Below are 25331 nucleotides of genomic sequence, written 5' to 3' on the forward strand. Positions count from 1 at the left end.
ACTATGTCGAACCAGCCCGTGCTCACGGTCGAGCACCTTGCCCTCACGATCGGGGGAGCCGTCATCATCGATGACGTGTCTCTCTCGATCGCCCAGGGTGAGATGCTCGGCGTGATCGGCCCGAATGGGGCCGGAAAAACCACGCTCTTCAACCTCATCTCGGGAGTGATGACTCCGACAACGGGAACAGTCACCCTCGAGGGGCGCGATGTCACAAATCAGACCATCGATGCGCGGGCCCGGGCTGGGCTCGGCAGAACCTTTCAAACATCCAGCCTCTTCCCGGCGCTCAGTGCGCTGGAGAACGTGCGCCTCGCCGCGCAAGTGAAACTGGGCGGTGCCACCTCGGTGCTTCGCTTCCCGCGGTCTCACGACAAAGCGACCACAATTGCTCGAGCTCGCCTCGACGAGGTCGGGCTCAGCCACCACGCCGCTACGGAGGCGGGGGTGCTGTCGCACGGTGACAAGCGCAAGCTCGAAATCGCCATGTTGCTGGCCACCGATCCCAGCGTCATCCTGCTCGACGAGCCGATGGCCGGTGTCGCTTCTGGCGATGTTGCCGGGCTCACCGAAGTTATTCGCCAGGTTCACCAGTCGGGTCGCACCGTGCTGATGGTCGAACATCACATGGATGTCGTCCTTGGCCTGGTCGACCGGGTGGCAGTGATGCACCATGGCAGTTTGCTCGCGTGTGACACCCCGGATGCCGTCATGGCAGACGAAGCGGTGCAGAAGGCCTATTTGGGGGCTCCACTATGACCGAATCGATTCTGACGGTTGCTGGTTTGAACGCCAACATTGAGGGTCAGCAAGTTGTCGAGGATGTGAGCTTTGAGATGCTCCCCGTCGGTGTTACGGCGCTTCTCGGCCGCAATGGCGTCGGTAAGACGAGCACTCTGCGAGCGATCATGGGCCTCATCGAGCGCTCGGGTGAAGTGACAATTGCGGGGGAGCGCGTTGATCGCGAACCGACTCACCGCATCGTGCAGCGGGGCGTTGGTTATGTTCCCGAAGACCGCGAAGTTTTTGCCTCGCTCACCGTGAACGAAAACCTTCGGCTGGCAGAGCGTGATTCCGCGCCGAACCGCCAGCTCATTGAAGAACTTTTTCCGGACCTCATTGCGCGGGCCGGTCAGCTTGCCGGCACCCTCTCGGGTGGTCAACAGCAGATGGTGTCACTGGCACGAGCGCTCGTGAACGACAACCGAGTTCTGCTCGTCGACGAACCGACCAAGGGCCTCGCCCCTCTCATCGTGATGGACGTCGCGAAAGCACTCGAGCGTGCCGCTCAAACCGTGCCGGTGCTCCTGGTCGAACAAAACTTGCAGGTCGTGCGGATGCTCGCCGAGAAGGCCATCGTGCTCGAAGGCGGTCGCGTGGTTTACGACGGCAGCGCCGAAGAACTCTTGGGCAACGAAGCCCTCACGAAAGAATTGTTGGGGGTCGCGTGAGCACCATAATTCTCCTGCTCATCACAGGACTCGGCCTCGGTGCGCTCTACTTCTTGGTCGCATCCGGTCTCTCGCTGATTTACGGCCTCATGGGCGTGCTGAACTTTGCGCACGGCTCGTTCCTGACTCTCGGTGCTTTCGCCGGCTGGGAGCTATCGAGACGGATGGGCGGTGAAAGCTGGGGCACCCTCATCGCCTCGATGCTGCTCGGAATGGTCGTCGGCGCTGCTGTTGCTGCCGCGACCGAGTTTCTGCTCATCCGGCGCCTCTACAACCGGCATATCGAGCAAGTGCTCGTGACGGTGGGACTGGCGCTCGCGACGGTTGCTCTGTTCGAGGGCATCTGGGGCACCGACCCGATCTACGTGACAGCACCCCCGTGGCTGTCGCAGACCACCGAAATTTTAGGGGCACGCGTTCCCAACGATCGCTTCTTGATGATCGGTGCGGCAGTCCTGGTGCTGCTCGGAATCGTTGCGTTCCTGCGCTACACCCGCTTCGGCCTCATCATTCGGGCCGGTGTTGAGAATCGGTCCATGGTGACTGCACTCGGTATCGATGTGCGCAAGGCCTTCACGGTCGTGTTCGCGATCGGTGGCGCTGCGGCCGGTCTCGGTGGAGTTCTTGCCTCGCACTACTTCGGCTACGTGTCGCCTCAACTGGGCGGATCCCTGCTGATCTTTGCCTTCATCGTCACCGTGATCGGTGGGCTTGGTTCACTCGCGGGTGCCGCCATCGCGTCGGTTGTCGTTGCGGTACTTCAGCAGTTTGCTAACTACTTTTGGGGCGGAACCGGCGACTTGATGGTCGTGCTGTTGCTCGCCGTCGTGCTGTTGGTTCGCCCGACCGGAATCTTGGGGAAGAAAGCATGAAGTCGCTCTCGAAGTTGAGCCAGCGCACCTGGTGGATCGTCGGTGGCGTTCTCGTTGTCGTCGCAGCGATCTTGCCGTTGCTGAACATCTCCATTCCGGGCGTGCTGCCCGGGGCAACCTACACACCGGGCACCCTGCAGTTGCTCGCGCTCGCGTTGCTTTTCGCCTCTCTCGCGTTGAGCTACCACCTCCTGTTCGGCACCGCCGGGATGCTCTCCTTCGGCCACGCGCTGTACTTTGCTCTGGGGGCCTATGGCCTCGGCATTGTGCTCCACGAGACCGAACTGACACTGCTGCCGGCGCTGGGGCTCACGCTCGCGATTGTCATTACGGCGGCGTACCTGCTGGGCTCGCTGAGCCTGCGGGTAACCGGCATCTCCTTCGCCATGGTGACCCTCGCCTTCGCTCAGGCCGGTAACGTGCTTGTGCGCCGTAACCCCGGCCTCACGGGCGGTGAGGAAGGGCTGCGACTCGATACTGAGCACATCCCCGACTTCTTCATCGGTGTCGTCAACACTCGCAACCTGTACTGGCTCGCCCTCGCGCTGCTCGTCGTGGTGTTCGTGGTTGTCGCCTGGTTCGAGAACTCCCGTGCCGGTCACGCGGTGACGGCGACGCGCGAAAACGAGTTGCGCGTGCGAGTGCTGGGACTACGCCCGTTTGGCGTCAAGCTCATGGCCTTCGTTATCGCCTCCGTGCTGGCATCGCTCGTGGGAATGGTCCATCTGCTGCTGCAGAGTGGCACAACGCCCCGCGCCACGTCTGCTGATTTCACGCTCACGATCCTCGTGATCGTGGTGCTCGGTGGCGTTGGCTCCCGCTGGGGCGCCATCGTCGGCGGCATCATCTACACGCTGCTCGATCAGCGCCTCACGGCACTGGCCAGCTCGGATGCCATCGACGGACTTCCGGCAATCTTGCGCATTCCTCTCTCCGAACCGCTCTTTATCCTCGGCACCCTGTTTATCCTTGTGGTGTTGTTCCTTCCCGGAGGAATCGCCGGTGCGGTGCAGCGCCTCTCCACAGGCACCTCTGCCACGCCGTCAGAGCGCAAGCTGCTTGAGGAGGCGGAATGACCCAGTCTGAAGGGCTCCACACGCTAGGACGGTGGACCGCTGACCGCGCGCTCGCCACCCCAGACCGTGTTGCTGTCGATGACCGCGGCGTCGTACTGACCTACCGCCAATTGGATGACCGTGCCACGGCGCTCGCCGAAGCCTTCCTCGATGGCGGCTACGGTGTCGGCGATCGCATCGCCACCATCACGGGCAACAGCTCGGATCACGTTGTCGTGTTCTTCGCCTGCGCCAAAGCAGGACTCGTGCTCGTGCCGCTCTCGTGGCGTTTGTCGCCGCGAGAGATCGCCCAGCAACTGGAACAGGCCGACCCCGCACTGCTGCTCGTTGAGGACGAATTTGCAACCCTGGCCACTCTCGCCACCGATCGTCTTATCGTGCCAATCGCTCGCGGCATCCTCGGCACTCACGGTATTGAACGCGACATGGTCGCCCCGCTCCAGCACGCGAGCGGCGAGCCCGTGCGTCGCCCCGTGCGCGACGACGATGCCCTGCTCATCATCTTCACCTCGGGAACGCTCGATCAGGCCAAGGGCGCGATCCTTACTCACGCCAATTGCTTCTGGACCAACCTCTCGCTCTCGCGCACCGCCGAGATCACGAGCGCCGACACCGTGCTCGCGGTCATGCCGCAGTACCACGTCGGTGGTTGGAACATTCAGCCGCTGCTGGCCTGGTGGATGGGCGCGACCGTCGTGCTCGAGCGCACCTTTGATCCGGCCCGCGTGCTGCAGCTCATCGCCGACCGTCGCATCACCACGATGATGGGCGTGCCTGCGAACTACTTGATCTTGTCGCAGCATCCGCGCTTCGCCTCCAGCGACCTCTCGAGCCTCGAACACGCCATAGTCGGGGGAGCGCCGATGCCCGAACCGCTTTTGCGCGTCTGGCACAGCCGTGGCGTCGCCCTCACTCAGGGCTATGGCCTCACCGAAGCGGCACCCAACGTGTTGTGCCTGCCCGATGAAGAAGCACGTACCCGCATCGGCTCAGCAGGCAAGCCCTACCCGCACGTGGATGTCGACATCGCCGACCCCGTCACGGGGGAACGCATTGAGGGCGCAGGCCAGGGCGAATTGCTCGTGCACGGCCCGGGAGTCTTCAGCGGCTACTTTCGTGCCCCTGAAGCCACCGCGCTCGCTCTGCGTGATGGTTGGCTGGCAACCGGCGATCTCGTCAGTCGTGACGCGGAAGGCTACTATCGCGTTCTCGACCGCCTCAAAGACATCTTCATCACCGGGGGAGAGTCCGTAGCGCCCGCCGAGATCGAAGGGGTGCTCTTCGGGCATCCGGCAATAGCCGACGTCGCTGTCGTTGGGGTTCCCGACGAGACGTGGGGCGAAGTCGCTATCGCCTGGGTGGTCGTGCGATCAGGGGCATCGACCGACGAGACCGACGTTCTTGAGTTTGCGCGGGCAAGTCTCGCCAAATTCAAAGTGCCCAAACGGGTCATCTTCGTTGACCGTATTCCGCGGTCATCCAGCGACAAAGTTCGTCGCCGGGTGCTGCTGGAGCAATGGACAGAACAGCCCTTACAACACGGACGGATCAGTTCATGAGCACACCTCTTACCGCTCGCGGCACTCGCACTAAGACGAAACTGATCGAGGCTGCCGAAACAATCTTTGCCCGCTATGGCTACACGGATGCCTCTGTCGTGCGCATTACGGAAGAGGCCGGCGTAGGCCAGGGCACTTTCTATCTCTACTTCGCGAGCAAGCTCGAAATCTTCGAAGAGCTCGTTGAGGATCTCAACCGCCGCGTTCGTCGTGCCATGAGCGAAGCGTCGGGGGCGGCATCCAACCGCATCGAATCAGAGCGTGCTGGATTCAGGGCCTTCTTTGAATTCACCGCCGAACACCCCGCCCTCTATCGCGTCGTGCGCGAGGCAGAATTTGTGTCGCCCAAGTCGCTGCGCCTGCACTACTCACGCATCGTCGACGGCTACATCGAGGGCCTCAAAGAAGCTCAACTGCTCGGCGAGATTGGTGACATCGACCCGACCGTCGCCGCGTGGGCTCTCATGGGAATTGGCGAAATGATCGGGATGCGCTGGGTGCTGTGGGGCGATTCTCCCGACGCCGGCCACGACGCTGACCCGACCGCGAGCGGCACCTCTCGTGTGCCCGATGAAGTTCTCGATCAAATGATTACGTTTATCCGCCGCGCTCTGGCCGTGCCAGAGCCGCGCACCGAAGGAGTCGAGAAATGACCGATCTCACGGGCCGTCGAGCCCTCGTCACCGGCGGAGCGAGCGGAATCGGTGCCGCGTGCACCGAATCGCTTGCTCGCGCGGGAGCCCACGTCATCGTGGCGGACCTCAATGGCGACGCCGCGAAAGCTCAAGCCGACCGCATTGGCGGTGAAGTCTGGGAGGTTGACCTCACAGACACTGCGGCGCTCGCCGATCTCACTCTCGATGTGGATGTCATCGTCAACAACGCAGGAATCCAACACGTCAGTCCCATCGAGAGCTTCGATCCGGTGATGTTTAGCCGCATCCTTGACCTCATGGTCAAGGCACCGTTCTTGCTCGTTCGGGCTGCTCTGCCGAAGATGTACGAGCGTGAATTCGGCCGCATCATCAACATCAGTTCGGTGCACGGCCTCCGTGCCTCGCCGTACAAGTCGGCGTATGTCACCGCGAAGCACGGGCTTGAGGGCTTCTCCAAGGTCACAGCGCTCGAAGGTGGCGCCCACGGTGTCACGAGTAATTGTGTCAACCCCGGCTACGTGCGCACGCCGCTGGTCGAAAAGCAGATTGCCGATCAGGCCACAGTGCACGGCATCCCCGAGTCTGAGGTCGTCGAGAAAGTCATGCTCACTGAGAGCGCGATCAAGCGACTCCTCGAACCGAGTGAGGTTGCCGATCTCGTGCTCTGGCTCGCGGGGGACACGGCCGGAATGGTCACAGGTGCCTCGTACACGATGGATGGCGGCTGGAGCGCACGATGACCGAGCAACACACCACCATCACGTGCACGGTCGACGGCGGCGAGCTCACCGCAGCAGTGTGGGAGCCCGAGTCGGAACCGCGCGGCACCATCCTGCTCATCCACGGCATTACGGCCTCCCACATGTCATGGCCGCTCGTGGCCGCAGCTTTTCCCGACTACCGGGTGATCGCTCCTGACCTGCGGGGGCGTGGCGCCAGCCGTGATCTTCCCGCTCCGTTCGGGATGCCGCAGCACGCCAAGGACATGAATGCGCTGTTGGCTGCAACCGGCACTGATTCCGCGCTCGTCGTCGGGCATTCGATGGGTGCTTTCGTCGCGGCAACCTTGGCGGCGCAGTCCTCGGAGCGTGTCTCCAGCCTCCTCTTGATTGATGGCGGTTTGCCGATTCCGGCACCGGAGGGTGTGTCGATGGAAGACCTGCCGCAGGTGATTCTGGGGCCGGCTGTTGATCGGCTGTCGATGACATTCGCCGATCGCGAGAGTTACCAAGACTTCTGGCGAGTGCATCCGGCGTTTGCCGATAATTTCACTGAGGCCATCCGCGACTATGTCGACTATGACTTGGTGGGAACAGCCCCCGAGTTGCACCCGGCGAGCAACCTGGCGGCAGTGAGTTTCGATGCCCTGCAGCTGAGCGGCGACACCGACTATCTCGCAGGGCTTCAGGGGCTCACGATGCCGGTGCACTTCATCCGGGCACCGCGGGGTCTTCTCAATCAGGTTCCGGCGTTGTATTCTCCGGAACAGTGCGACCACTGGCGGTCGGAGCTTCCTCACGTGACATTTCATGAGGCGCCAGGGGTCAATCACTACACGATTACTTTGACGCCGCGCGGTGCAGACCGTGTTGCGGGCGTCATGACTGAAATATTGGCGAATCAACCGCGGGAGGTCCGAGCGTGAGCATCGATAAGACAGTGGGGTCGGCGGCCGAAGCAATCGCTGATATTCCCAGCGGGGCATCTCTGGCCGTTGGCGGATTTGGCCTGTGCGGAAATCCGATGGTGCTCATTCAGGCGTTGCTTGAGCTGGGGTCAGATGACCTCAGCATCGTCAGCAATAACTGTGGTGTGGATGATTGGGGGCTCGGCGTTCTGCTGGCTGCCCGCCGCATCCGCAAGATGACATCGTCGTATGTCGGGGAAAACAAGGAGTTCGAGCGCCAGTTTTTAACGGGCGAGCTTGAAGTCGAGTTGACTCCCCAGGGCACTCTTGCCGAAAAGCTGCGTGCTGGCGGGTCGGGTATTGGTGCGTTCTTCACTCAGACGGGTGTGGGCACGCAGGTTGCCGAGGGCGGCCTGCCGCGTCGGTACGACGGTTCGGGCGGCATCGCGATTGCCTCGCCTCAAAAAGAGGTTCGTTCGTTCGACGTGAACGGCATCGCCAAAGATTTCGTGCTCGAAGAAGCGATCACGACCGACTTCTCACTCGTGCACGCGCTCAAGGGCGACCGTCACGGCAACCTCGTCTTCGCGAAGTCGGCCCGCAATTTCTCGCCCCTTGCCGCAATGGCGGGCCGCGTGTGCATCGCCCAGGTCGAAGAACTCGTCGAGCCAGGCGAGATAGAACCGGATGCCGTTCACCTGCCCGGCGTGTATGTCACGCGGATCATTGAGGTTGGCTCCGATGTCGAGAAACGGATCGAACGTCGCACAGTGCAGAAGGTGGTCGCATAATGGCTTTGACTCGCGAAGAAATGGCGGCGCGTGCCGCGCTCGAACTGGCCGACGGCTCCTATGTGAACCTCGGTATCGGCCTTCCGACCCTCGTGCCCAACTATGTTCCTGAGGGCCGCACGGTTGTGCTGCAGTCGGAGAACGGCATTTTGGGCGTCGGGCCATACCCGACCGAAGAGAACGTCGACCCCGACCTCATCAACGCGGGAAAGGAGACGGTCACGACCCTCCCGGGCACCGCCTTCTTTGACTCCGCTATGAGCTTCGGCATGATCCGCGGCGGCAAAATTGATGCGGCCATCCTCGGCGCCATGCAGGTGTCCGTTGCCGGCGATCTCGCCAATTGGATGATTCCCGGCAAGATGATCAAGGGTCCCGGCGGCGCCATGGACCTCGTGCACGGCGCTGCGCGCGTCATCGTGCTCATGGAGCATGTCGCCAAAGATGGCAGCCCCAAGATCGTGAACGAATGCTCCCTGCCGCTCACGGGCCGGAGTGTCGTGCACCGCATCATCACCGATCTTGCGGTGATCGATGTGACCGACCGTGGTCTCGTTCTTCGCGAACTCGCTCCCGGCGTTGACGAAGCAACCGTCCGCGCCGCTACCGAACCCGAGCTCATCGTCGAGCTCGCCTCCTAAATAATTTCGCCACCACCCGTAGTTCCACTCACCAAAGGACACACCATGGCTACCCTTCTCGACGGCATCGTTCAGCACAGCGTCGCCACACCGCGCATCGTCGCGTCGGTTCTCGAGCGCCCATCCGACATCGCAACTTCGACGGTCGTGTTCGTGCACGGAAACGTCTCGTCCTCGCTGTTCTGGCAGCCCACCATGCTTGCCCTCGACAGCAGTGTCCGTGCTCTGGCAGTTGACCTGCGCGGTTTCGGTGGCACCGAAACTCTTCCCGTGGATGCCACCCGCGGCGTTCGCGACTTTTCCGACGACATCGCAGCCGTGCTCGACGCGCTCAGCATCGAGCGTGCGAGCTTTGTCGGCTGGAGCATGGGTGGCGGAGTCGTCATGCAGTTCATGCTCGACCACGCTGATCGTGTCGACACCGTCTCGTTCGTTTCGCCCGTTTCGCCCTACGGCTTTGGCGGAACGAAGGGGGCGAACGGTGAGCTCCTGAATCCGGAGTGCTCTGGCACGGGCGGCGGGGGAGCGAACCCCGACTTCGTCGCTCAATTGAACGCGGGCGATGCGGCCGACGATTCGCCGACATCCGCTCGCATGGTGTTCCGTACGGCCTATGTGGCGGATGCCGCAGCCCACACCGAGCACGAAGATCTGTGGGTCGAGTCGATGCTCACGACCGCCACCGGCGACGACAACTACCCTGGCGACTCGGTTGCTGTTGAGCCGTGGCCCGGCTTTGGTCCCGGCGGTCGCGGAGTGCTCAACACCATGACGCCCGACCACTTCAACGTCAGCGGCATTACCGAACTTGCCACCAAGCCGCGCATTTTGTGGGTGCGCGGCCTGCAAGACGCGATTGTGTCGGATGCCTCGGGGTTCGACCTGAACTTTTTGGGGCAGCTTGGCGTGATTCCCGGCTGGCCCGGCGCCGAGGTTGCTCCGCCGCAGCCGATGATCGAGCAGACCCGTGCCGTGTTCGACCAGTACCAGGCCAACGGTGGGCAATACACCGAGTTGGCGTGGGAGAACTGCGGCCACTCCGCGCACCTGGAGCGCCCGAGGGAGTTCGTCGACGCACTGACTGCTCACCTCGGCGCGCGCTAGCGTTCCGCTGATGTTCAGGAGTCGGCTTTAGGATGGGTTAGTGCCAGCAATTAATCTCGGAATGCCGAAAGTCCCTGAAGTCCTCGCTCCCCGTCGCAAGACCCGGCAGATCAAGGTCGGTTCAGTAGGAGTCGGCAGCGAGTCACAAGTGAGCGTCCAGTCCATGACGACGACGCAGACCACCAATATTGACGCGACGCTGCAGCAGATTGCCGAACTCACGGCATCCGGTTGCGACATTGTGCGTGTTGCTGTGCCTCATCAGGACGACGCGGATGTGCTGCACATCATCGCGAAGAAAAGCCAGATTCCGGTTATTGCCGACATCCACTTCCAGCCGCGCTACGTGTTCTCGGCAATCGATGCCGGAGTAGGCGCCGTGCGCGTCAACCCGGGCAATATTCGCAAGTTCGACGACAAGGTTGGCGAGATTGCTAAGGCTGCCAAGGATGCGGGCACGAGCCTGCGCATTGGTATCAACGCCGGTTCGCTCGAGCCAAGCCTGTTGCAGAAGTACGGCAAGGCCACCGCAGAGGCGCTCGTCGAGAGCGCCGTGTGGGAGGCAAGCCTCTTCGAAGAGCACGACTTTCACGACTTCAAAATTTCGGTCAAGCACAACGACCCCATCGTCATGGTCAAGGCGTACCGCATGCTCGCTGAGCGCGGCGACTGGCCGCTGCACCTCGGTGTGACCGAGGCCGGGCCGGAGTTCCAGGGCACGATCAAGAGCGCTACGGCGTTCGGCATCCTGCTGTCGGAGGGCATCGGCGACACGATTCGTGTCTCGCTCTCGGCACCGCCCGTGCAGGAAATCAAGGTTGGCCTGCAGATTCTGCAGTCGCTCAATCTGCGCGAGCGCAAGCTCGAAATCGTGTCGTGCCCCTCGTGTGGTCGCGCTCAGGTCGACGTCTACAAGCTCGCAAACGATGTCACTGAGGGCCTCGAGGGCATGACTGTCCCGCTACGTGTCGCTGTTATGGGTTGCGTAGTCAACGGACCTGGTGAAGCTCGCGAAGCTGACCTCGGTGTTGCCAGTGGTAACGGCAAGGGCCAGATCTTTGTGAAGGGTGAAGTCATCAAGACGGTTCCCGAAGCAGACATCGTGGCGACCTTGATCGAAGAGGCCAATCGCATCGCAGCAGAGATGCCTGCCGGTGCCACGGGAAGTCCGCAAGTTCTCACCCCGTAGGCGCACTACCATTGAGGCGTGTCTACACGTCTCTCTCAACTCTTTGTCCGCACGCTTCGCGAAGATCCCGTCGATGCTGAAGTAGCAAGCCACCGCCTTTTGGTGCGCGCCGGCTACATCCGTCGTCAGGCTCCCGGTGTTTTTGCGTGGTTGCCACTCGGGCTTAAGGTTCGCCGCAAGATCGAAGCGGTCATCCGTGAAGAACTCGAGTCGTTTGGTGCCCAAGAGGTGCTGTTCCCGGCTCTGCTGCCGCGCGAACCCTACGAGCTCACGGGCCGCTGGACTGAGTACGGTGACGGCATCTTCCGTCTTAAGGACCGCAAAGACGCCGACTACCTGTTGGCACCCACGCACGAAGAGGTCTTCACGTTGCTCGTGAAAGACCTGTACTCGAGCTACAAAGACTTGCCGCTGTCGCTGTACCAAATCCAGGACAAGTACCGCGATGAGGCCCGCCCCCGTGCCGGTCTGCTGCGTGGTCGCGAGTTCTCGATGAAAGACAGCTACTCCTTCGATTACACGGATGCCGGACTCGACGTCTCGTACCAGCAGCACCGTGACGCCTACGAGCGCATCTTCAACCGCTTGGGCCTCGAGTACGTTGTCGTGTCGGCGGATGCCGGTGCGATGGGTGGCTCCAAGAGCGAAGAGTTCCTGCACCCAACCCCCGTCGGCGAAGACACCTTCGTGCGCTCGGCTGGTGGCTACGCCGCCAACGTTGAGGCGTACCGCACGACTGTTCCCGAGGCATTGCCGATTGACGGCCTGCCCGCCCCGCTGATTTTCGATTCGCCGAACACTCCCACGATCGATACTCTTGTTGCTCTCGCTAACGAAGAGCAGCCCCGCGACGATCGTCCTTGGACTGCAGCAGACACGCTCAAGAACATCGTTCTGGCTCTCACCTCGATCGATGGCACGCGCGAGCTCGTTGTTGTCGGTTTGCCCGGCGACCGCGATGTCGACATGAAGCGCGCCGAGGTCGCCTTCGCGCCGGCTGAGGTCGAACCTGCAACGGAAAAGGACTTTGCCGAGCTGGCCAAGCTCGAGGGAAACCCCGGCTTCGTCAAGGGCTACATCGGTCCGTGGTCGCCCGAGGGCGCTGTCATCGGCGAGAAGTCGACGACGGGCGTGCGCTTCGTGCTCGACCCCCGCGTCGTTGATGGCACGCAGTGGATCACGGGCGCCAATCTCCACGAAAAGCACGTTCTCGGCCTCGTCGCCGGTCGTGACTTTATTGCGGACGGCACCGTTGAAGTTGCGGATGTCCGCGCCGGCGATCCTGCCCCTGACGGCAGTGGTCCCATCGAGACCGCTCGAGGCATGGAAATCGGTCACGTCTTCCAGCTCGGCCGCAAGTACGCCGAGGTTCTCGGGCTCAAGGTTCTCGATGAGAACGGCAAGCTTGTCACCGTCACGATGGGTTCCTACGGAATCGGTGTCACCCGCTTGATGGCGGCCATCGCTGAGACCACGAACGATGGCAAGGGCCTGTTGTGGCCCAAGCAGATCAGTCCCTTCGACGTGCACATCGTTGCTGCGGGCAAGGATGCTGTTGTCTACGAGACTGCTGAAGGGCTCGTGGGCTCGCTTGAGCAGGCCGGCCTTGACGTGCTCTTCGATGATCGCCCCAAGGTGTCGCCGGGTGTGAAGTTCGGCGATGCCGAGCTTCTTGGCGTTCCCACGATCGTGATTGTCGGTCGCGATGCCGCCAATGGAATGGTCGAAGTCTGGGATCGCGTGACGAACGAGCGCACGAGCACTCCTGTCGCCGATGTCGTCGCCGCACTCTCTAAATAAGCCAGCTAAACTAGCAAGTTCGGAGCCGCAGACGGTTCTGAGTCACAACCCCTAAATGAATATCGGAGGTCCTCAATGGATATCGACTTGAGCGTGCTGCGCATGATGGAGCGCGAGCGAGAGATACCGTTCGAAGAACTGGTGCAGATCATTGAGCAGGCGATTTTGAGCGCCTATCTCAAGCACGTTGAGGCTCCCGAAGGTAAGGCTGTCGAAGTACAGCCGACCGCTCGCGTTGTGCTCGACCGCAAAACCGGACACGTCAGTGTCTGGGTCCCTGAGTATGACGAAGAGGGTGCGGTTATTGGCGAGGCTGAAGATAGCCCCAGTGATTTCGGACGTATTGCAGCGTTCGCGGCAAAACAGGTCATCAACCAGCGCTTGCGCGACATTGGTGACGACAAGGTTCTTGGCGAGTTCAAGGGCCGAGAGGGAGACATCGTTGCCGGAGTGATCCAGCAGGGTCCCAACCCGCGCATGATCCACATCGACCTCGGCTCGGTGGAGGCAATCATGCCTCCCGAAGAGCAGGTCCCCAGCGAGGAATACACGCACGGATCACGCATTCGGGTGTACGTCACCGCTGTGAACAAGGGCGACAAGGGGCCGCAGATTACGGTCAGCCGCACCCACCCGTCGCTCGTTCGCAAGCTCTTCGCGCTTGAGGTTCCCGAAATTGCCAGCGGACTGGTAGAAATCACTTCTGTAGCCCGCGAGGCGGGCCACCGCACCAAGATGGCGGTTCGGGCAACCGAGACCGGCATCAACGCGAAGGGTTCCTGCATTGGCGAGCTCGGCCAGCGTGTGCGGGCAGTAACGGCGGAGCTCAACAACGAGAAAATCGACATCGTCGACTACTCCGAGAACCTGGCCACGTTTGTTGCTAATGCTCTCTCGCCCGCCAAGGTATCGAGCTCCTTCGTGATCGATGAGGCCACCAAGGCAGTGCGTGCCCTCGTGCCCGACTACCAACTGTCATTGGCGATTGGCAAGGAAGGGCAAAACGCCCGACTGGCTGCCAAGCTCACCGGCGCGCGCATCGACATCCAGCCCGACTCGATTCTCGACGACTAATAGTCGTACGCCTGGCTCTCCCCTCAGCGCAGTGCGCTGAGGGGAGAGCCAGTAGCGTTCCATCGCCGCGTGCGCTCAGTGTCGGGCGCGGGGGAGTGCGGGATTGCAGAGTAGGGGTATCATGGAAGCAGTAAGAACGTGTATTGGCTGTCGCGCGAGCGCCAGCAGATCCTCGTTACTGAGGGTTATCGCATCTCACGGTGCGGTTGTGGCCGACCATTCGGCCACACTTCCGGGTCGCGGTGCGTGGCTTCATCCCACAACCACGTGTTTTGAGTCTGCAATCAAACGCAGAGCTTTTGCACGTGCGTTGAAGGTGGAACCACCGCTAGATACCGGAGCACTTCTTTCAGTGTTAGCTGAATATGAGGCGGGACATCAACCGATGTCCCCTAACGAACAGGCTGATTGACCTATGGACAACTAATGAGCGGCTCGAAATGAGTTCCGTCCGTAATTAGTGGTCTGCCCCTGTCTGGGAGCAGACCCAGACAGGAGAAAAGTGGCTGCAAAACCACGCGTACACGAAGTCGCCGCCGAAGCTGGCGTCGATAGCAAGGCTGCTCTAGCGAAGCTCAAAGAAATGGGCGAATTCGTTAAGGGCCCGTCATCGAGCATTGAGCCCCCCGTCGCACGACGGTTGAAGGCTGCACTCGAAGCTGACGCAGCGAAAGCACCGGCAGAGCCGGAGAAGCCCAAGGCTGCTCCCAAGGCCGCGCCGAAGGCTGCCGCTAAAGCGACACCGAAGCCCAAAACTCCGATGCCAAGCGCGCCGACCCCAGCACCTGTTGCTGAGGAAGCACCCGCAGCAGCACCGGAGCCCGAGCACGCTGCTGAACCAGAAGAAGGCGCGGCTCCCGCTCCTCTGACGGTTGCCGAGCGTCAAGCTCAGGCACTGGCTGCTGAAAAGGCACTGGCCGCAGAAAAGGCTTCTGCCGAGTCTGGTGCAAAGCCCGAGGGCGGCGCAGCAGATGCTCCCAACCCTTCCTCTGTTCCTCGTCCGGGTACTCCCCGTCCGGGAAACAACCCTTTCGCCTCCAATCAAGGCATGGGGCGTCCCGCACCTGCCGGTGGCGCAAGCTCGATTCCTCGTCCCGGCGCTCCGCGTCCGGGCTTGCCTCGTCCTGGCGCTCCGCGTCCGGGTGCACCTCGTCCCGGTTCGCCGCGCCCAGGTTCACCTCGTCCCGGTGCACCTCGTCCGGGTGGACCAGGTCAGGGTCAGCGTCCCGGTGGCTTCGGTCAGCGTCCAGGCGGTCCCGCTGGAGCAGGTGCCGGCGCACGCCCAGGTGGAGCTGGTGGCGGATTCCGTCCCGGTGGAGCACCAGGAAACAACTTTGGGCCTAACCGTCCACCAGCCGGCGGTCGCGGTCGCGGTCCCGGCGGAGGTACCGCAGGTGCTTTCGGTCGCGGTGGCGGCAAGAGCAAGGCACGCAAGTCCAAGCGGGCGAAGCGGGCAGAGTTCGAACTGAGAGAAGCACCGTCGCTTGGTGGCGTTAGCGTCCCCCGCGGAAACGGCAAGGAAGTTATTCGCCTTCGCCGTGGTGCATCGATCACCGACTTTGCCGACAAGATCGACACGAGCCCCGGAAACCTCGTCACCGTACTGTTCCACTTGGGACAGATGGCGACAGCAACCGAGTCCCTCGACGAGGCGACCTTCGACATCCTGGGTGAAGAGCTCGGGTTCAAGATCGAAATGGTCTCGCCTGAGGAAGAAGACCGTGAACTGCTTCTCGGCTTCGACATGGACCTCGACCAAGAGCTGGAAGACGAATCTGACGACGAACTCGTCATCCGTCCTCCCGTTGTTACCGTCATGGGTCACGTCGACCACGGTAAGACCAAGCTGCTTGACGCCATCCGTAACGCCAACGTTGTTGCTGGCGAAGCCGGCGGTATCACGCAGCACATTGGTGCTTACCAGGTCGTCAAGGAGCACGACGGTTACGAACGTCCGATCACCTTCATTGACACCCCGGGTCACGAAGCGTTCACCGCTATGCGTGCTCGTGGTGCTCAGGTCACCGACGTTGCCATCCTCGTGGTTGCAGCAGATGACGGAATCATGCCCCAGACGGTTGAAGCACTCAACCACGCTCAGGCAGCAAACGTTCCAATCGTTGTCGCGATCAACAAGATCGATAAAGAGGGTGCAAACCCGGCCAAGGTGCGCCAGCAGCTCACCGAATTCGGCCTCGTCGCAGAAGAGTACGGCGGAGACACCATGTTCATGGATGTCTCAGCGCTCAACAAGGTCGGTATCACCGAGCTTCTTGACGCAGTGCTCCTGACAGCGGATGCCGGACTCGACCTGCGTGCAAACCCCAACAAGGATGCTCGTGGTGTCGCGATTGAAGCCAAGCTCGACAAGGGTCGCGGTGCTGTTGCTACCGTGCTCATCCAGTCGGGAACGCTTGAAATCGGAGACCCCATCGTTGCGGGTACCGCCTACGGTCGCGTTCGTGCCATGTTCGACGAGAACGGTGGATCGGTTACTCACGCGGAGCCTTCGCGCCCCGTTGCCGTACTCGGTCTGACTTCAGTACCCAAGGCCGGCGACGTGTTCTTGGTTACCGATGACGACCGCATGGCCCGCCAGATCGCTGAAAAGCGCGAAGCAGCAGAGCGCAACGCAATGCTCGCTCGTAGCCGCAAGCGCATCAGCCTCGAGGACTTCACGAAGGCCCTCGAAGACGGCAAGGTCGAATCGCTCAACCTCATCATCAAGGGTGACGTATCGGGTGCTGTTGAAGCCCTCGAAGAGTCGCTGCTCAAGATTGATGTTGATGACTCGGTTCAGCTGCGCATCATCCACCGCGGTGTCGGTGCTGTTACCGAAAGCGACATCAACCTCGCCACGGTCGACAACGCCATCATCATTGGATTCAACGTTCGCCCCGACCCGAAGGCACGCGAGCGTGCCGTTCGCGAAGGTGTCGACGTGCGCTTCTACTCGGTCATCTACGCCGCACTTGAAGACGTTGAGAACTCGCTCAAGGGAATGCTCAAGCCTGAATTTGAAGAAGTTCAGTCGGGTGTTGCTGAGATCCGCGAGATCTTCCGTTCCTCCAAGGTCGGAAACATCGCTGGTGTCATCGTGCGTTCGGGAACGATCACGCGAAACGCCAAGGCACGAGTTATCCGCGAAGGTGTCGTCGTTGGCGACAACCTGGCGATCGACTCGCTGCGTCGCTTCAAGGATGACGTCACTGAAGTTCGTACCGACTACGAAGCCGGTATCGGTCTTGGTAAGTTCAACGACATCCAAATCGGTGACGAGATCGAGACAATTGAAATGAAGGAAAAGCCGCGGGTCTAGCTCGCTGGCTTATGACGGCACCCCGGTCAGGAAGCGGAGCTACGCAGGCTCCGCAAGCTTCCTGACCGGGGTGCCGTCAACGCCTCGGTTATTCTCGAGGCAGCAAAAGTTATAGAAGGAGTAGAGATGGTTGACGCAGCTCGTGCCGCGAAAATGGCCGACCGTATCAAGGTGATCGTTGCCAAGACCCTAGAACGTGGCATCCGAGACCCGCGCCTCGGCTTTGTCACCATCACTGACGTCCGGGTAACCGGCGACCTCCAGCATGCCTCGGTCTTCTACACGGTGTACGGCACCGACGAAGAACGCAGCGACAGCGCAGCGGCTCTCAAATCGGCCACCGGCCTCGTGCGCCGTGAAGTGGGTAAGAACCTCACCGCACGCCTCACGCCATCAATTCAGTTCATTGCAGACGGCATCCCCGAGAACGCGGCTCTCATCGACTCGCTTCTTACGGAAGCCCAACAGCGGGACGCGTCGGTTGACGCTCTCAAGAAGAGCGCGAAGTACGCAGGAGAAGAAGACCCCTACGTGAAGCCTCGCGATTTTGCCGCCGAAGAAGAAGCCGCAGGCTTTGACGACGACGACGACGACGAGGACGACGACGACGAGGATGACACCACCCACGCCTAGCGACTGCCGCGTGCCGGCAGAGCGGCTGATTCACGCCCGTTAGGGCAGCGCGTATCCCGCGTCTTCGGCGACGGCGAGTCCGTCCTTCAGGAGGCCTGCCAGCGCGCGCTCGCGCTGTTCGGCATCCGCCCATATCTGCGTGATTTCGTCTGGGGTGACCGGCACATCGCTGGCCCGAAGCTCGGCAAGGATAAGACCGCGCACTTGCCGGTCGGAGCCCTCAAACTTTTTCTGCACCACCTGCCGCTTGCCCTCATAAGCCGGGTAACCGGCAGCACGCCACGCGCACAGTTCGCGCACCGGGCATTGCTCACACAGCGGGTTCTTGGCCGTGCACACGATCGCGCCCAGTTCCATGACGGCGGCATTCGTCGCAGCAGAGGCAGCCCGGTCATCAGGCAGGAGCTGTTCCATGGCTGCGAGGTCTCGTTTGCTCGAGGGCGGCCCGGCTTCACCCTCTCCATTGACGGCGCGAGCAATTACGCGACGCACATTGGTGTCAACGACCGGGTGATGGTGGCCGTAGGCGAACACAGCGACAGCGCGAGCCGTGTAGTCGCCGATCCCGGGCAGCGCCAGCAGGGTCGGCACATCCTCGGGAACCACGTTGTTGTGCTGCTCCGCGATGGCGGTTGCGGCGGCGTGCAGGTTGAGGGCACGACGCGGGTACCCGAGGCGCTCCCACGCCCGAACAGCGTCGCCAGGGGCGGAAGCGGCGAGGGCGGCGGGCGATGGCCAGCGTTCGAGCCACTGTTCGAGCCGTGGGATCACGCGAACGACCGGGGTTTGCTGGAGCATGATCTCGCTCACGAGGATTCCCCAGGCGCCGAAGCCGTCGTGTCGCCAGGGCAGATCGCGGCCATGTTCGACGAACCAGTCACCGATGAGCCTGGCGAGTTCAGCGCGGTCGGCCGTCGAGGTTTCTGTGGTCACGGAGGGGTGTCGGTTTCGTCGGGGTCGTGGGGGCGTTGTGTGAGGCTGTGTAGCACTGGCTAACGCGTGGAGGGAGGCGTGGCGTCGAGCGCAGCGAATCGCGCGGCAACATCCTCCGTGGTCAGAAAATTGCCGGTCTCTTCGACGCCGTGAACAAGTTCGACCATCAGCGCGTTGAGGGGAGCGGCACGGTTCAGTTCGTCGGCGGCGCGCACCACGGCACCGTTGAGGGCATCCACTTCACTGGGTTGACCGCGACGAATGCTCTGCAGCGTCGAGCCAGGATTGGGGGTGTGCCCCATTCGCCGGCTCATGAGCAATGGGATGATCTGACCGAGCCACAGTGGTGACCGTGCCAGGTTACGAAGGCGTCGGTGGGAGAGCCCCTGAAGTGTTTCGAAGCGGATTCCGGCAGCAAGGGCGGTGCGTGCTGTTTCGCGCATGCTCGCGGTCATTATCCGGCGCAGCGAACGATCGCCGATGACGGCCTGCACGCTGTGGCCAGTGATCGCAGGCAGCGCATTGACCTGATTGATGACGAGCTTTGTCCACTGTGCACCGCGAAAGTTGGGCACAGCGAAGGTTGGCATGACCGCGTTGAGTGCGTTTGCGGCATAACGTGCTGGCACATCGTTGTCTCCGGCAACACCCAAATAGCTGGGGCCGGCGGCGGTGACATGGATGGCGCCGGGGGAGAGGAACGAGGAGGCGAAGGTGGCGAGCCCGCCGATGATGTCTGACCGCGGCGAGGCGTAGGTGGCAACGTCGAGCGAGTCGAGGCCGTTTTGAAAGATGACAACGGGGAGGTCACGCAAAAAGCGAATGTTCTCGCGAATCGCTTCTTCGGCGTCGTGCGCTTTTGTGGCGACAATCACGAGCTCGTTGACGCGGCTGAGGGTGCCAGAGGCGCGCACGCGAGAGACGCTGTCTCCCCAGGCCCCGGTGAGGGTCAGGCCCGATTCGCGGATGGCGTGGAGGTGAGCTCCTCGTGCCGTCACTTCGACATCATTGCCAGCGCGCGCGAGCAACGCTGCTATTGCACCGCCGACGGCACCCGCCCCAATAACGCCGATTCGCATAGGGGAAGTCTAGGCGTACTGCGTGAACATTTATCGTGAGCGACCGCAATGGAGCGCCGCACATCGACCGCGTCAGAATTGGCTAAAGTTGTGGGGCTGCCCGTCCTGGGCACCCGTGCGGAAAGGAATGTCATGGCTAAGCCGCCGCGCAATCCGACGAGCGGGATTCTGTTCGTAGATAAGCCTCAAGGCATCACGAGCCATGGCGTGATCTCACGGGCCCGTAAATCAGTGGGCACCCGCAAGATCGGCCACGCCGGAACGCTTGACCCGATGGCCACCGGGCTCCTTGTGCTCGGCGTCAATAACGCGACTCGACTGCTCACCTATCTCGTCGGGCTCGACAAGCAGTACACCGCCACGATTCGTTTGGGGGCATCGTCAAACACTGACGACGCTGAGGGCGAACTCTCTGAGACCGCGGATGCCGCGGCTCTCGCTGCCCTCTCCGACGATGCCATCGCGCACGCCGTGGCCAATCTCACTGGCGCTATCTCGCAGCGCCCCAGTTCCGTGAGCGCCATCAAGGTAGATGGTCGCCGCGCGTACACGTTGGCTCGCGCGGGCGAAGAGGTCGTGCTCGCTGAGCGAGCGGTCACGGTTTCTGCTTTCGAGGTGCTCGAGATTGCGCGCGGAGAGTTCATCGATGTGAAGGTGCGGGTGGATTGTTCCTCCGGCACCTACATCCGCGCTCTTGCTCGCGATATGGGGGAGGCGCTGGGCGTTGGCGGTCACCTGACGGTGCTGCGTCGCACTCGGGTTGGGCCGTTCTCCGTCGAGGAGGCGAGTGCTGTCGATGAGGACCTTGAAACGAAGCTCGTGGCGCCGGCCGTCGTGGCCCGAGTGCTCTTTGACACTGTTGAGCTCGATGATGAGCAGGCTGCCGACTTGGCGCAGGGCAAGCAAATTGCTTTGGAGCCTCGGGGCGAGGGGGCACTTGCGGCGCTCAACTCAGAGGGCCGCTTGGTCGGCCTCCTCGAAATTGTTGATGGTCGCGCCCGAATCCTCTCGAATTTTCGACCGGATGCCGAGCCAGCAGCGCCTGAGCTTCTGGTGTCGGGCGACGGCGAGTCCGCCTCTGAGGAAGGAACCCCGAACAATGGTTGAGTGGTTTGTGTGGGTTCAGATCGTTGTGGCGGTCACCGCAGGCCTTGGCGCCGTGATTGTCGGCTTCGCGCGAGTGAAGCCCAATGATTACACCCTGGGGGCAACGTTGCTGGTTGAGCTGTTGCTCATCGTCCAACTTGTCATGGCGATCATTGCGCCGTTGCTCGGGAACGTGGCGACGGGTAGTTCTCTAGAGTTCTGGATCTACTTGGTCTCGGCCATCCTGATCCCTCCCGCAGCGGTCATGTGGGGGCTTATCGAGCGCAACCGCTGGAGCACGGTGATCTTGGGGGTGGCGTGTTTGTCGATCGCCATCATGGTTTACCGCATGAGCCAAATCTGGTTTGTGCAATTGGCCTAGCCGAGAGCGCCTAAAGTTGAATGTGATGACTAGGAAAGCTTCTTCGACTGCCTCGGGCATCGGCCGAGTGCTGATCGCCGTTTATGCGGTGATGGCGCTGGGCGCTACCGCTCGGTCACTGTTTCAAATCGCCACCAAGTTCGATGAGGCGCCCGTGGCGTATCTCTTGTCTGGTCTTGCGGGGCTTGTGTACATCGTTGCCACTGTCGCGCTCATTCGCTCGGGTCGTGTCTGGTTCCGCGTCGCTGTGATCGCGATCGTGTTTGAACTTGTCGGAGTGATCACCGTCGGCGTCCTCAGTCTCGTGGATGCCGTGTTGTTCCCGGCAGATACTGTCTGGTCTGCTTTCGGCGCCGGCTACCTCTTCGTGCCTCTCGCTCTTCCGGTGCTTGGCCTTATCTGGCTGTATCGGGTGCGTCGTGCTGAGGGGAGACGCTGACATGGATGTTTTCGATTCAGTTGACGCTGTTCCCGCGACCTTTGGTCCGGTTGCCGTCACCATCGGCAAGTTTGATGGCGTGCACAGCGGGCACCGTGCGGTGTTGGCGCGGTTGCGCGCGGTTGCCGCCGAACGCGGTCTGCGCTCTGTTGTGGTGACGTTTGACCGCAATCCGATGAGCCTGTTGAACCCTGCAGCGTGCCCGCAACCCTTGCTGAGCAAGGAACAGAAGCTGGAGCGACTTGCCACGACCGACGTCGACGCCGCTCTTGTCTTGACCTTTGACCGTGCCCTCAGCGAAGTCTCGGCTGATGACTTTGTTGCGACGGTGCTCGCGGGGGCGCTCGACACCAAGGTTGTTCTCGTCGGAGCTGATTTCCGTTTTGGCGCTCGCGGCGCTGGCGATGTCGCCCTGCTTCGTACTCTGGGCGAGAACCATGGTTTTGACGTCGTCGTCATCGATGACATTGCTCTTGAGGAAGGGCGTCGCGTCTCGTCAACCTTTGTGCGCGAGCTTCTCTCCGAGGGTCGCGTGGCCGAAGCGGGGCAATTGCTCACCGCTCCACACTCGGTGCGCGGCGTGGTGGTGCTCGGCCAGCAACGTGGACGAGAGCTCGGGTATCCGACCGCCAATTTGGATCGAAACTCTGAGGGTTTCATTCCCGCTGATGGCGTGTATGCGGCCTGGCTTGTGGTTGACGGGGTTCGCTTTGCGTCCGCGGTTTCTATCGGCAACAACCCGACTTTTGATGGGGTGCCCGAGAAGCAGGTTGAAGCGCACGCGCTCGACCAAGATTTCGATATCTATGGCAAGCGCGTCGAAATCGAGTTTGTGGAATACGTTCGTGGCATGGTCAAGTACACGACAGTTGATGCTCTAATCGAGCAAATGTGCCTTGATGAGATTGCGGTGAGAGAAATCTTGGGCGTCCCGGCAAAAAAGACGCCCAAGAAATAGTTCTTGAGGGTTAGCCCTTGAGGAGCTTGTTGAGGGGAACCTTGACGCCGTTCTTGAGGTTCTCCACGATGTCATCGGGCACATCGCCGATGATCGGCAGGTTGAGGTCTTTGGCCCAGTTCGCGACAGTCTCAAGGATCGTGTCGGTGTCGAGACCTTTGAGGGTTGGCTGGATGCCTTCCCAGATGGGCTCTAGAGCGTCAGTGTCAAGACCCTTGCCTTTGACGAGATCGCCGACGACGTCGCCGATGTCACCGAGATCGAATCCGCTGTTACCCATATTTATCTCCCTGAGATGCCAGCCGACACGAGTTGTCGGCGATACCCACCATCGTAGAGGTAGGGCTTTTCACGACGTAGACTCGTGCGAATGACTACCCCCACGCGCACCCTCTGGAGGGGGCGCATTCTTGCGCTTGCTGGCATCCTCTTCGTCGCTTTGAATGTGCGAACCGCGGTTGCCGCTATTTCGCCGATTATCGGCGTGATCGAAAACGATATTCCGATCTCGAGTCTGGGCCTGGGAGTGCTCGGGATGTTGCCGCCGATCGCTTTTGCCATCGCCGGAGTCGCGGCACCAGCGCTCGCTCGCGCCCGCGGTCTTGACGCGGGACTGCTCATTGCGGCGGCGGCCATGGTTGCCGGTTCGAGCTTGCGTGCCGTCAGTGACAACTACATCGTGCTTGCGATCGGCAGTTTCGTGGCGCTTGCGGGAATGGGAATCGGCAACGTGCTGCTGCCTCCCGCCGTCAAAAAGTATTTCCCCGACCGTTTAGCGACCGTAACGGGCGGCTATGTCGTGCTCATCTCGCTTGGCGCCGCAATTCCGGCGTTCTTCGCGGCGCCGATCGCCGACGCCTCTGGCTGGCGTGTGTCCGTTGCGGTGTGGGCTGCTCTCGCGCTTACCGCGTTTGTCCCGTGGCTCGTACTGACGCTGCGGGGGCGCCACGCCAAGCGTCGGGCTGTGAACGACGAGAGTGTACTGCCGCTGACACCGCATATTTCGGTGTGGGCCGTCGCGAAGTCGCGAACGGCGTGGGCCATCACGATCGCCTTCGGAGTCTCATCAATCGCGTTCTACTCGTTCTTTGCGTGGTTGCCAGAGATTCTTATCGAGTCTGCTCAGTTCACCCCGGTCGAAGCAGGGGCAATGCTGTCTCTCTTCGGGCTCATCGGAATTCCGCTCGGCATCCTGAGCCCTATTCTTGCCAGCCGCGTACAGAACATCGGTGTTGTCATTGCCGGGGGAGTGTTTGCCGGCGTGATCGGCTTCACCGGTCTTGCGTTCGCCCCCACGGTCGCCACCTGGCTGTGGGTCGTGCTCGTTGGAATCAGTTCGATCCTGTTCCCGTTGTGCCTCGTGCTCATCAACCTGCGTACGAGAAGCCATGAAGGTTCGGCAGCCCTCAGCGGCTTCGTGCAGAGCGTTGCCTACTCAGTGGCGGCGCTTGGCCCGTTTGCTGTCGCTCTCGTGCGTGAGCTCAGCGGCGGCTGGGTTTGGCCCTTGATGTTCTTGCTCGTCACAAGTCTGCTCGCGCTTATCAGCGCTGTCATGCTCGCCCGCCCCAGTTTCGTCGAAGACGAGATCGACTTTCCAGCAGCGGCTCTCGACGAGTAACCGGCGCGCGGCTACCGACGTTCAATTCGGATGCCGGCCGCAGCGCGGCATCCCGACGGCGTGACTAGTAGCCGAGAGCTGACGTGCTCAGCCGTTCGGGGTGATGCACGAGAGATGCGGCGCCGATAAGGGGTCCATCGCTGGAGAGCCCGGAGGCGACGACGCGCACCTTCGTAATGAACGGGAAGGGTGCTCGATCGGTGATCGCCTCCGCAACGAGATCGATGTAGTCGGCGGCAACGTGCGAGAAGCCGCCACCGATTGCGACGAGCTCAAGATCAACGAGCGCCGTCGCTGAGGCAATTCCGTGGCCGACGGCACGCGCAGAGCGGCGAACTGCAGCGATCGCAATGTCGTTTCCTGCGGCGTAGTCGGCAGACAACTCTTCGCCGGTCGCGCCGGTCCAGCCCTGTGACTGTGCCCATTCAACGGTTTTCGGGCCAGCGGCGACAGCTTCGACGCAGCCTGTTCCGCCACAGCCGCAGATGACAGTTTCTCCGCCAACTTCGACGTGACCGAAATGGCCGCCGTTGCCCGTGGGACCGTCGATGAGCTGATTGTCGAGGATGAGCCCGCCGCCGACGCCGGTGGAGACGACCATGCCCATGAAGTACTTCACTCCCTGGGCGGCGCCAATCCAGTGTTCTGCCAGTGCGATGCAGTTGCCATCGCCGCGCAGAGACACCGTGAGTCCTGGCAATTCTTCTTCGACGAGGGCGCGGACGCCAAAGTCGCGCCACGCGGGCAAGTTCAACGGGGAGACTTCACCGCGGGACACCGAGATCGGGCCAGCGCTGCCGATGCCAGCACCGAGCAGCTCCGCGCCATCCGGAAGCTCAGCGATCGACTGTCGCACGACCGTGCGCACGCTGTCAGCGAGCTGAGCGCTGGAAGAGGCGCGGCCCGTTGGCGCGCGAAAGCGGCTCGGGGTGAGAACGACGCCGTGGGGGTCGACGAGAGCGGCTTCGACTTTGGTTCCGCCAATATCAATGGCAAGGGCATAGCGATTCGATGTGGTGGTGGTCACGGCATCCACCTTATTGG

Annotated in this window: 26 protein-coding genes; 22 read left to right on the forward strand and 4 right to left on the reverse strand. The window is 61.8% G+C overall.

Annotated features, from left to right (window positions below; translation table 11 throughout):
* Positions 1-3 precede the first annotated feature (3 nt).
* The 17 genes from I6E73_RS13885 (at position 4) to rbfA (ending at position 17792) form a co-directional block, all read left to right on the forward strand.
* Positions 4-759 carry an ABC transporter ATP-binding protein gene (locus I6E73_RS13885; protein WP_197108891.1) on the forward strand — a complete coding sequence of 252 codons (756 nt, stop codon included), beginning with the start codon at positions 4-6 and terminating at the stop codon, positions 757-759.
* Entirely contained in the window at positions 756-1451 is a 696-nt protein-coding gene (locus I6E73_RS13890; RefSeq protein WP_197126496.1) for an ABC transporter ATP-binding protein, read from the forward strand. Before I6E73_RS13885 ends, I6E73_RS13890 begins: the two co-directional genes overlap by 4 nt.
* Positions 1448-2323, forward strand: a complete 876-nt coding sequence (locus I6E73_RS13895) for a branched-chain amino acid ABC transporter permease (protein ID WP_197108889.1) — start codon at positions 1448-1450, stop codon at positions 2321-2323. The genes I6E73_RS13890 and I6E73_RS13895 overlap by 4 nt, the downstream gene beginning before the upstream one ends.
* On the forward strand, positions 2320-3399 hold the full coding sequence (locus I6E73_RS13900) for a branched-chain amino acid ABC transporter permease (RefSeq protein WP_197126499.1): 1080 nt from the start codon (positions 2320-2322) through the stop codon (positions 3397-3399). The genes I6E73_RS13895 and I6E73_RS13900 overlap by 4 nt, the downstream gene beginning before the upstream one ends.
* The gene (locus I6E73_RS13905) at positions 3396-4958 is read left to right on the forward strand and encodes a class I adenylate-forming enzyme family protein (protein ID WP_197110646.1); all 1563 of its coding nucleotides are present in this window, start codon (positions 3396-3398) and stop codon (positions 4956-4958) included. The genes I6E73_RS13900 and I6E73_RS13905 overlap by 4 nt, the downstream gene beginning before the upstream one ends.
* Positions 4955-5611, forward strand: a complete 657-nt coding sequence (locus I6E73_RS13910; RefSeq protein WP_197108884.1) for a TetR/AcrR family transcriptional regulator — start codon at positions 4955-4957, stop codon at positions 5609-5611. Before I6E73_RS13905 ends, I6E73_RS13910 begins: the two co-directional genes overlap by 4 nt.
* Positions 5608-6354, forward strand: coding sequence for a 3-hydroxybutyrate dehydrogenase (locus I6E73_RS13915; protein WP_197126501.1), 747 nt, complete (start codon positions 5608-5610; stop codon positions 6352-6354). Before I6E73_RS13910 ends, I6E73_RS13915 begins: the two co-directional genes overlap by 4 nt.
* Positions 6351-7259, forward strand: coding sequence for an alpha/beta fold hydrolase (locus I6E73_RS13920; RefSeq protein WP_197126503.1), 909 nt, complete (start codon positions 6351-6353; stop codon positions 7257-7259). Before I6E73_RS13915 ends, I6E73_RS13920 begins: the two co-directional genes overlap by 4 nt.
* Positions 7256-8032 (forward strand): CoA transferase subunit A, encoded by a 777-nt coding sequence (locus tag I6E73_RS13925; RefSeq protein ID WP_197110644.1) that lies wholly within the window; start codon positions 7256-7258, stop codon positions 8030-8032. The genes I6E73_RS13920 and I6E73_RS13925 overlap by 4 nt, the downstream gene beginning before the upstream one ends.
* Positions 8032-8673 (forward strand): CoA transferase subunit B, encoded by a 642-nt coding sequence (locus I6E73_RS13930; protein WP_197108877.1) that lies wholly within the window; start codon positions 8032-8034, stop codon positions 8671-8673. Before I6E73_RS13925 ends, I6E73_RS13930 begins: the two co-directional genes overlap by 1 nt.
* Before the next feature lie 45 nt (positions 8674-8718).
* Positions 8719-9777, forward strand: coding sequence for an alpha/beta fold hydrolase (locus tag I6E73_RS13935; RefSeq protein ID WP_197126505.1), 1059 nt, complete (start codon positions 8719-8721; stop codon positions 9775-9777).
* Between the two features lie 40 nt (positions 9778-9817).
* Positions 9818-10966: a flavodoxin-dependent (E)-4-hydroxy-3-methylbut-2-enyl-diphosphate synthase gene (gene ispG / locus I6E73_RS13940; protein WP_197110642.1), complete on the forward strand. Its 1149-nt coding sequence runs from the start codon at positions 9818-9820 to the stop codon at positions 10964-10966.
* 18 nt (positions 10967-10984) lie between these two features.
* On the forward strand, positions 10985-12766 hold the full coding sequence (locus tag I6E73_RS13945) for a proline--tRNA ligase (protein WP_197126508.1): 1782 nt from the start codon (positions 10985-10987) through the stop codon (positions 12764-12766).
* A gap of 75 nt (positions 12767-12841) precedes the next feature.
* Entirely contained in the window at positions 12842-13840 is a 999-nt protein-coding gene (nusA, locus tag I6E73_RS13950; RefSeq protein ID WP_197108871.1) for a transcription termination factor NusA, read from the forward strand.
* Between the two features lie 121 nt (positions 13841-13961).
* Complete coding sequence (locus I6E73_RS13955; protein ID WP_197108869.1) at positions 13962-14252, forward strand: YlxR family protein; 291 nt, start codon at positions 13962-13964, stop codon at positions 14250-14252.
* A gap of 90 nt (positions 14253-14342) precedes the next feature.
* Positions 14343-17159 carry a translation initiation factor IF-2 gene (gene infB / locus I6E73_RS13960; protein WP_197126510.1) on the forward strand — a complete coding sequence of 939 codons (2817 nt, stop codon included), beginning with the start codon at positions 14343-14345 and terminating at the stop codon, positions 17157-17159.
* A 126-nt stretch (positions 17160-17285) separates the two neighbouring features.
* Positions 17286-17792: a 30S ribosome-binding factor RbfA gene (gene rbfA, locus I6E73_RS13965; RefSeq protein WP_197126512.1), complete on the forward strand. Its 507-nt coding sequence runs from the start codon at positions 17286-17288 to the stop codon at positions 17790-17792.
* 39 nt (positions 17793-17831) lie between these two features.
* Here rbfA and I6E73_RS13970 read toward each other — a convergent pair whose 3' ends face one another.
* Both I6E73_RS13970 and I6E73_RS13975 read right to left on the reverse strand, forming a co-directional pair.
* The gene (locus I6E73_RS13970) at positions 17832-18725 is read right to left on the reverse strand and encodes an A/G-specific adenine glycosylase (protein ID WP_197126514.1); all 894 of its coding nucleotides are present in this window, start codon (positions 18723-18725) and stop codon (positions 17832-17834) included.
* Between the two features lie 59 nt (positions 18726-18784).
* Positions 18785-19804: a ketopantoate reductase family protein gene (locus I6E73_RS13975; protein ID WP_197126516.1), complete on the reverse strand. Its 1020-nt coding sequence runs from the start codon at positions 19802-19804 to the stop codon at positions 18785-18787.
* 132 nt (positions 19805-19936) lie between these two features.
* On the opposite strand from I6E73_RS13975, the gene truB reads away from it, so the two are divergent.
* The 4 genes from truB to I6E73_RS13995 are packed head-to-tail and all read left to right on the forward strand — an operon-like array spanning position 19937 to position 22669.
* Entirely contained in the window at positions 19937-20911 is a 975-nt protein-coding gene (gene truB, locus I6E73_RS13980; RefSeq protein ID WP_197126518.1) for a tRNA pseudouridine(55) synthase TruB, read from the forward strand.
* Positions 20904-21272, forward strand: coding sequence for a hypothetical protein (locus I6E73_RS13985; RefSeq protein ID WP_197108852.1), 369 nt, complete (start codon positions 20904-20906; stop codon positions 21270-21272). The genes truB and I6E73_RS13985 overlap by 8 nt, the downstream gene beginning before the upstream one ends.
* 25 nt (positions 21273-21297) lie before the next feature.
* Complete coding sequence (locus I6E73_RS13990) at positions 21298-21711, forward strand: hypothetical protein (RefSeq protein WP_197126520.1); 414 nt, start codon at positions 21298-21300, stop codon at positions 21709-21711.
* Between the two features lies 1 nt (position 21712).
* Positions 21713-22669 carry a bifunctional riboflavin kinase/FAD synthetase gene (locus I6E73_RS13995; protein ID WP_197126521.1) on the forward strand — a complete coding sequence of 319 codons (957 nt, stop codon included), beginning with the start codon at positions 21713-21715 and terminating at the stop codon, positions 22667-22669.
* Between the two features lie 10 nt (positions 22670-22679).
* Here I6E73_RS13995 and I6E73_RS14000 read toward each other — a convergent pair whose 3' ends face one another.
* Entirely contained in the window at positions 22680-22949 is a 270-nt protein-coding gene (locus tag I6E73_RS14000) for a hypothetical protein (protein WP_197126523.1), read from the reverse strand.
* 90 nt (positions 22950-23039) lie between these two features.
* On the opposite strand from I6E73_RS14000, the gene I6E73_RS14005 reads away from it, so the two are divergent.
* Entirely contained in the window at positions 23040-24287 is a 1248-nt protein-coding gene (locus I6E73_RS14005) for a CynX/NimT family MFS transporter (protein ID WP_197126524.1), read from the forward strand.
* A gap of 64 nt (positions 24288-24351) precedes the next feature.
* Here the strand turns inward: I6E73_RS14005 and I6E73_RS14010 are convergent, their stop codons facing one another.
* On the reverse strand, positions 24352-25314 hold the full coding sequence (locus tag I6E73_RS14010; RefSeq protein WP_197126525.1) for an ROK family protein: 963 nt from the start codon (positions 25312-25314) through the stop codon (positions 24352-24354).
* Positions 25315-25331 lie beyond the last annotated feature (17 nt).

It is taken from the genome of Salinibacterium sp. SWN248 (assembly GCF_015864575.1).
Classification (GTDB): domain Bacteria; phylum Actinomycetota; class Actinomycetes; order Actinomycetales; family Microbacteriaceae; genus Rhodoglobus.

What these genes read in the sequence shown, in the direction of transcription:
- I6E73_RS13885 (WP_197108891.1), top strand. Translation starts at nt 4, where the DNA reads ATGTCGAACCAGCCCGTGCTCACGGTCGAGCACCTTGCCCTCACGATC.
- I6E73_RS13955 (WP_197108869.1), top strand. Translation starts at nt 13,962, where the DNA reads ATGGAAGCAGTAAGAACGTGTATTGGCTGTCGCGCGAGCGCCAGCAGA.
- I6E73_RS13990 (WP_197126520.1), top strand. Translation starts at nt 21,298, where the DNA reads ATGACTAGGAAAGCTTCTTCGACTGCCTCGGGCATCGGCCGAGTGCTG.
- rbfA (WP_197126512.1), top strand. Translation starts at nt 17,286, where the DNA reads ATGGTTGACGCAGCTCGTGCCGCGAAAATGGCCGACCGTATCAAGGTG.
- I6E73_RS13900 (WP_197126499.1), top strand. Translation starts at nt 2,320, where the DNA reads ATGAAGTCGCTCTCGAAGTTGAGCCAGCGCACCTGGTGGATCGTCGGT.
- I6E73_RS13890 (WP_197126496.1), top strand. Translation starts at nt 756, where the DNA reads ATGACCGAATCGATTCTGACGGTTGCTGGTTTGAACGCCAACATTGAG.
- I6E73_RS13920 (WP_197126503.1), top strand. Translation starts at nt 6,351, where the DNA reads ATGACCGAGCAACACACCACCATCACGTGCACGGTCGACGGCGGCGAG.
- I6E73_RS14005 (WP_197126524.1), top strand. Translation starts at nt 23,040, where the DNA reads ATGACTACCCCCACGCGCACCCTCTGGAGGGGGCGCATTCTTGCGCTT.
- I6E73_RS13975 (WP_197126516.1), bottom strand. Translation starts at nt 19,804, where the DNA reads ATGCGAATCGGCGTTATTGGGGCGGGTGCCGTCGGCGGTGCAATAGCA.
- I6E73_RS13915 (WP_197126501.1), top strand. Translation starts at nt 5,608, where the DNA reads ATGACCGATCTCACGGGCCGTCGAGCCCTCGTCACCGGCGGAGCGAGC.
- I6E73_RS13935 (WP_197126505.1), top strand. Translation starts at nt 8,719, where the DNA reads ATGGCTACCCTTCTCGACGGCATCGTTCAGCACAGCGTCGCCACACCG.
- I6E73_RS13905 (WP_197110646.1), top strand. Translation starts at nt 3,396, where the DNA reads ATGACCCAGTCTGAAGGGCTCCACACGCTAGGACGGTGGACCGCTGAC.
- truB (WP_197126518.1), top strand. Translation starts at nt 19,937, where the DNA reads ATGGCTAAGCCGCCGCGCAATCCGACGAGCGGGATTCTGTTCGTAGAT.
- I6E73_RS13985 (WP_197108852.1), top strand. Translation starts at nt 20,904, where the DNA reads ATGGTTGAGTGGTTTGTGTGGGTTCAGATCGTTGTGGCGGTCACCGCA.
- I6E73_RS14000 (WP_197126523.1), bottom strand. Translation starts at nt 22,949, where the DNA reads ATGGGTAACAGCGGATTCGATCTCGGTGACATCGGCGACGTCGTCGGC.
- nusA (WP_197108871.1), top strand. Translation starts at nt 12,842, where the DNA reads ATGGATATCGACTTGAGCGTGCTGCGCATGATGGAGCGCGAGCGAGAG.
- I6E73_RS13995 (WP_197126521.1), top strand. Translation starts at nt 21,713, where the DNA reads ATGGATGTTTTCGATTCAGTTGACGCTGTTCCCGCGACCTTTGGTCCG.
- I6E73_RS13930 (WP_197108877.1), top strand. Translation starts at nt 8,032, where the DNA reads ATGGCTTTGACTCGCGAAGAAATGGCGGCGCGTGCCGCGCTCGAACTG.
- I6E73_RS13910 (WP_197108884.1), top strand. Translation starts at nt 4,955, where the DNA reads ATGAGCACACCTCTTACCGCTCGCGGCACTCGCACTAAGACGAAACTG.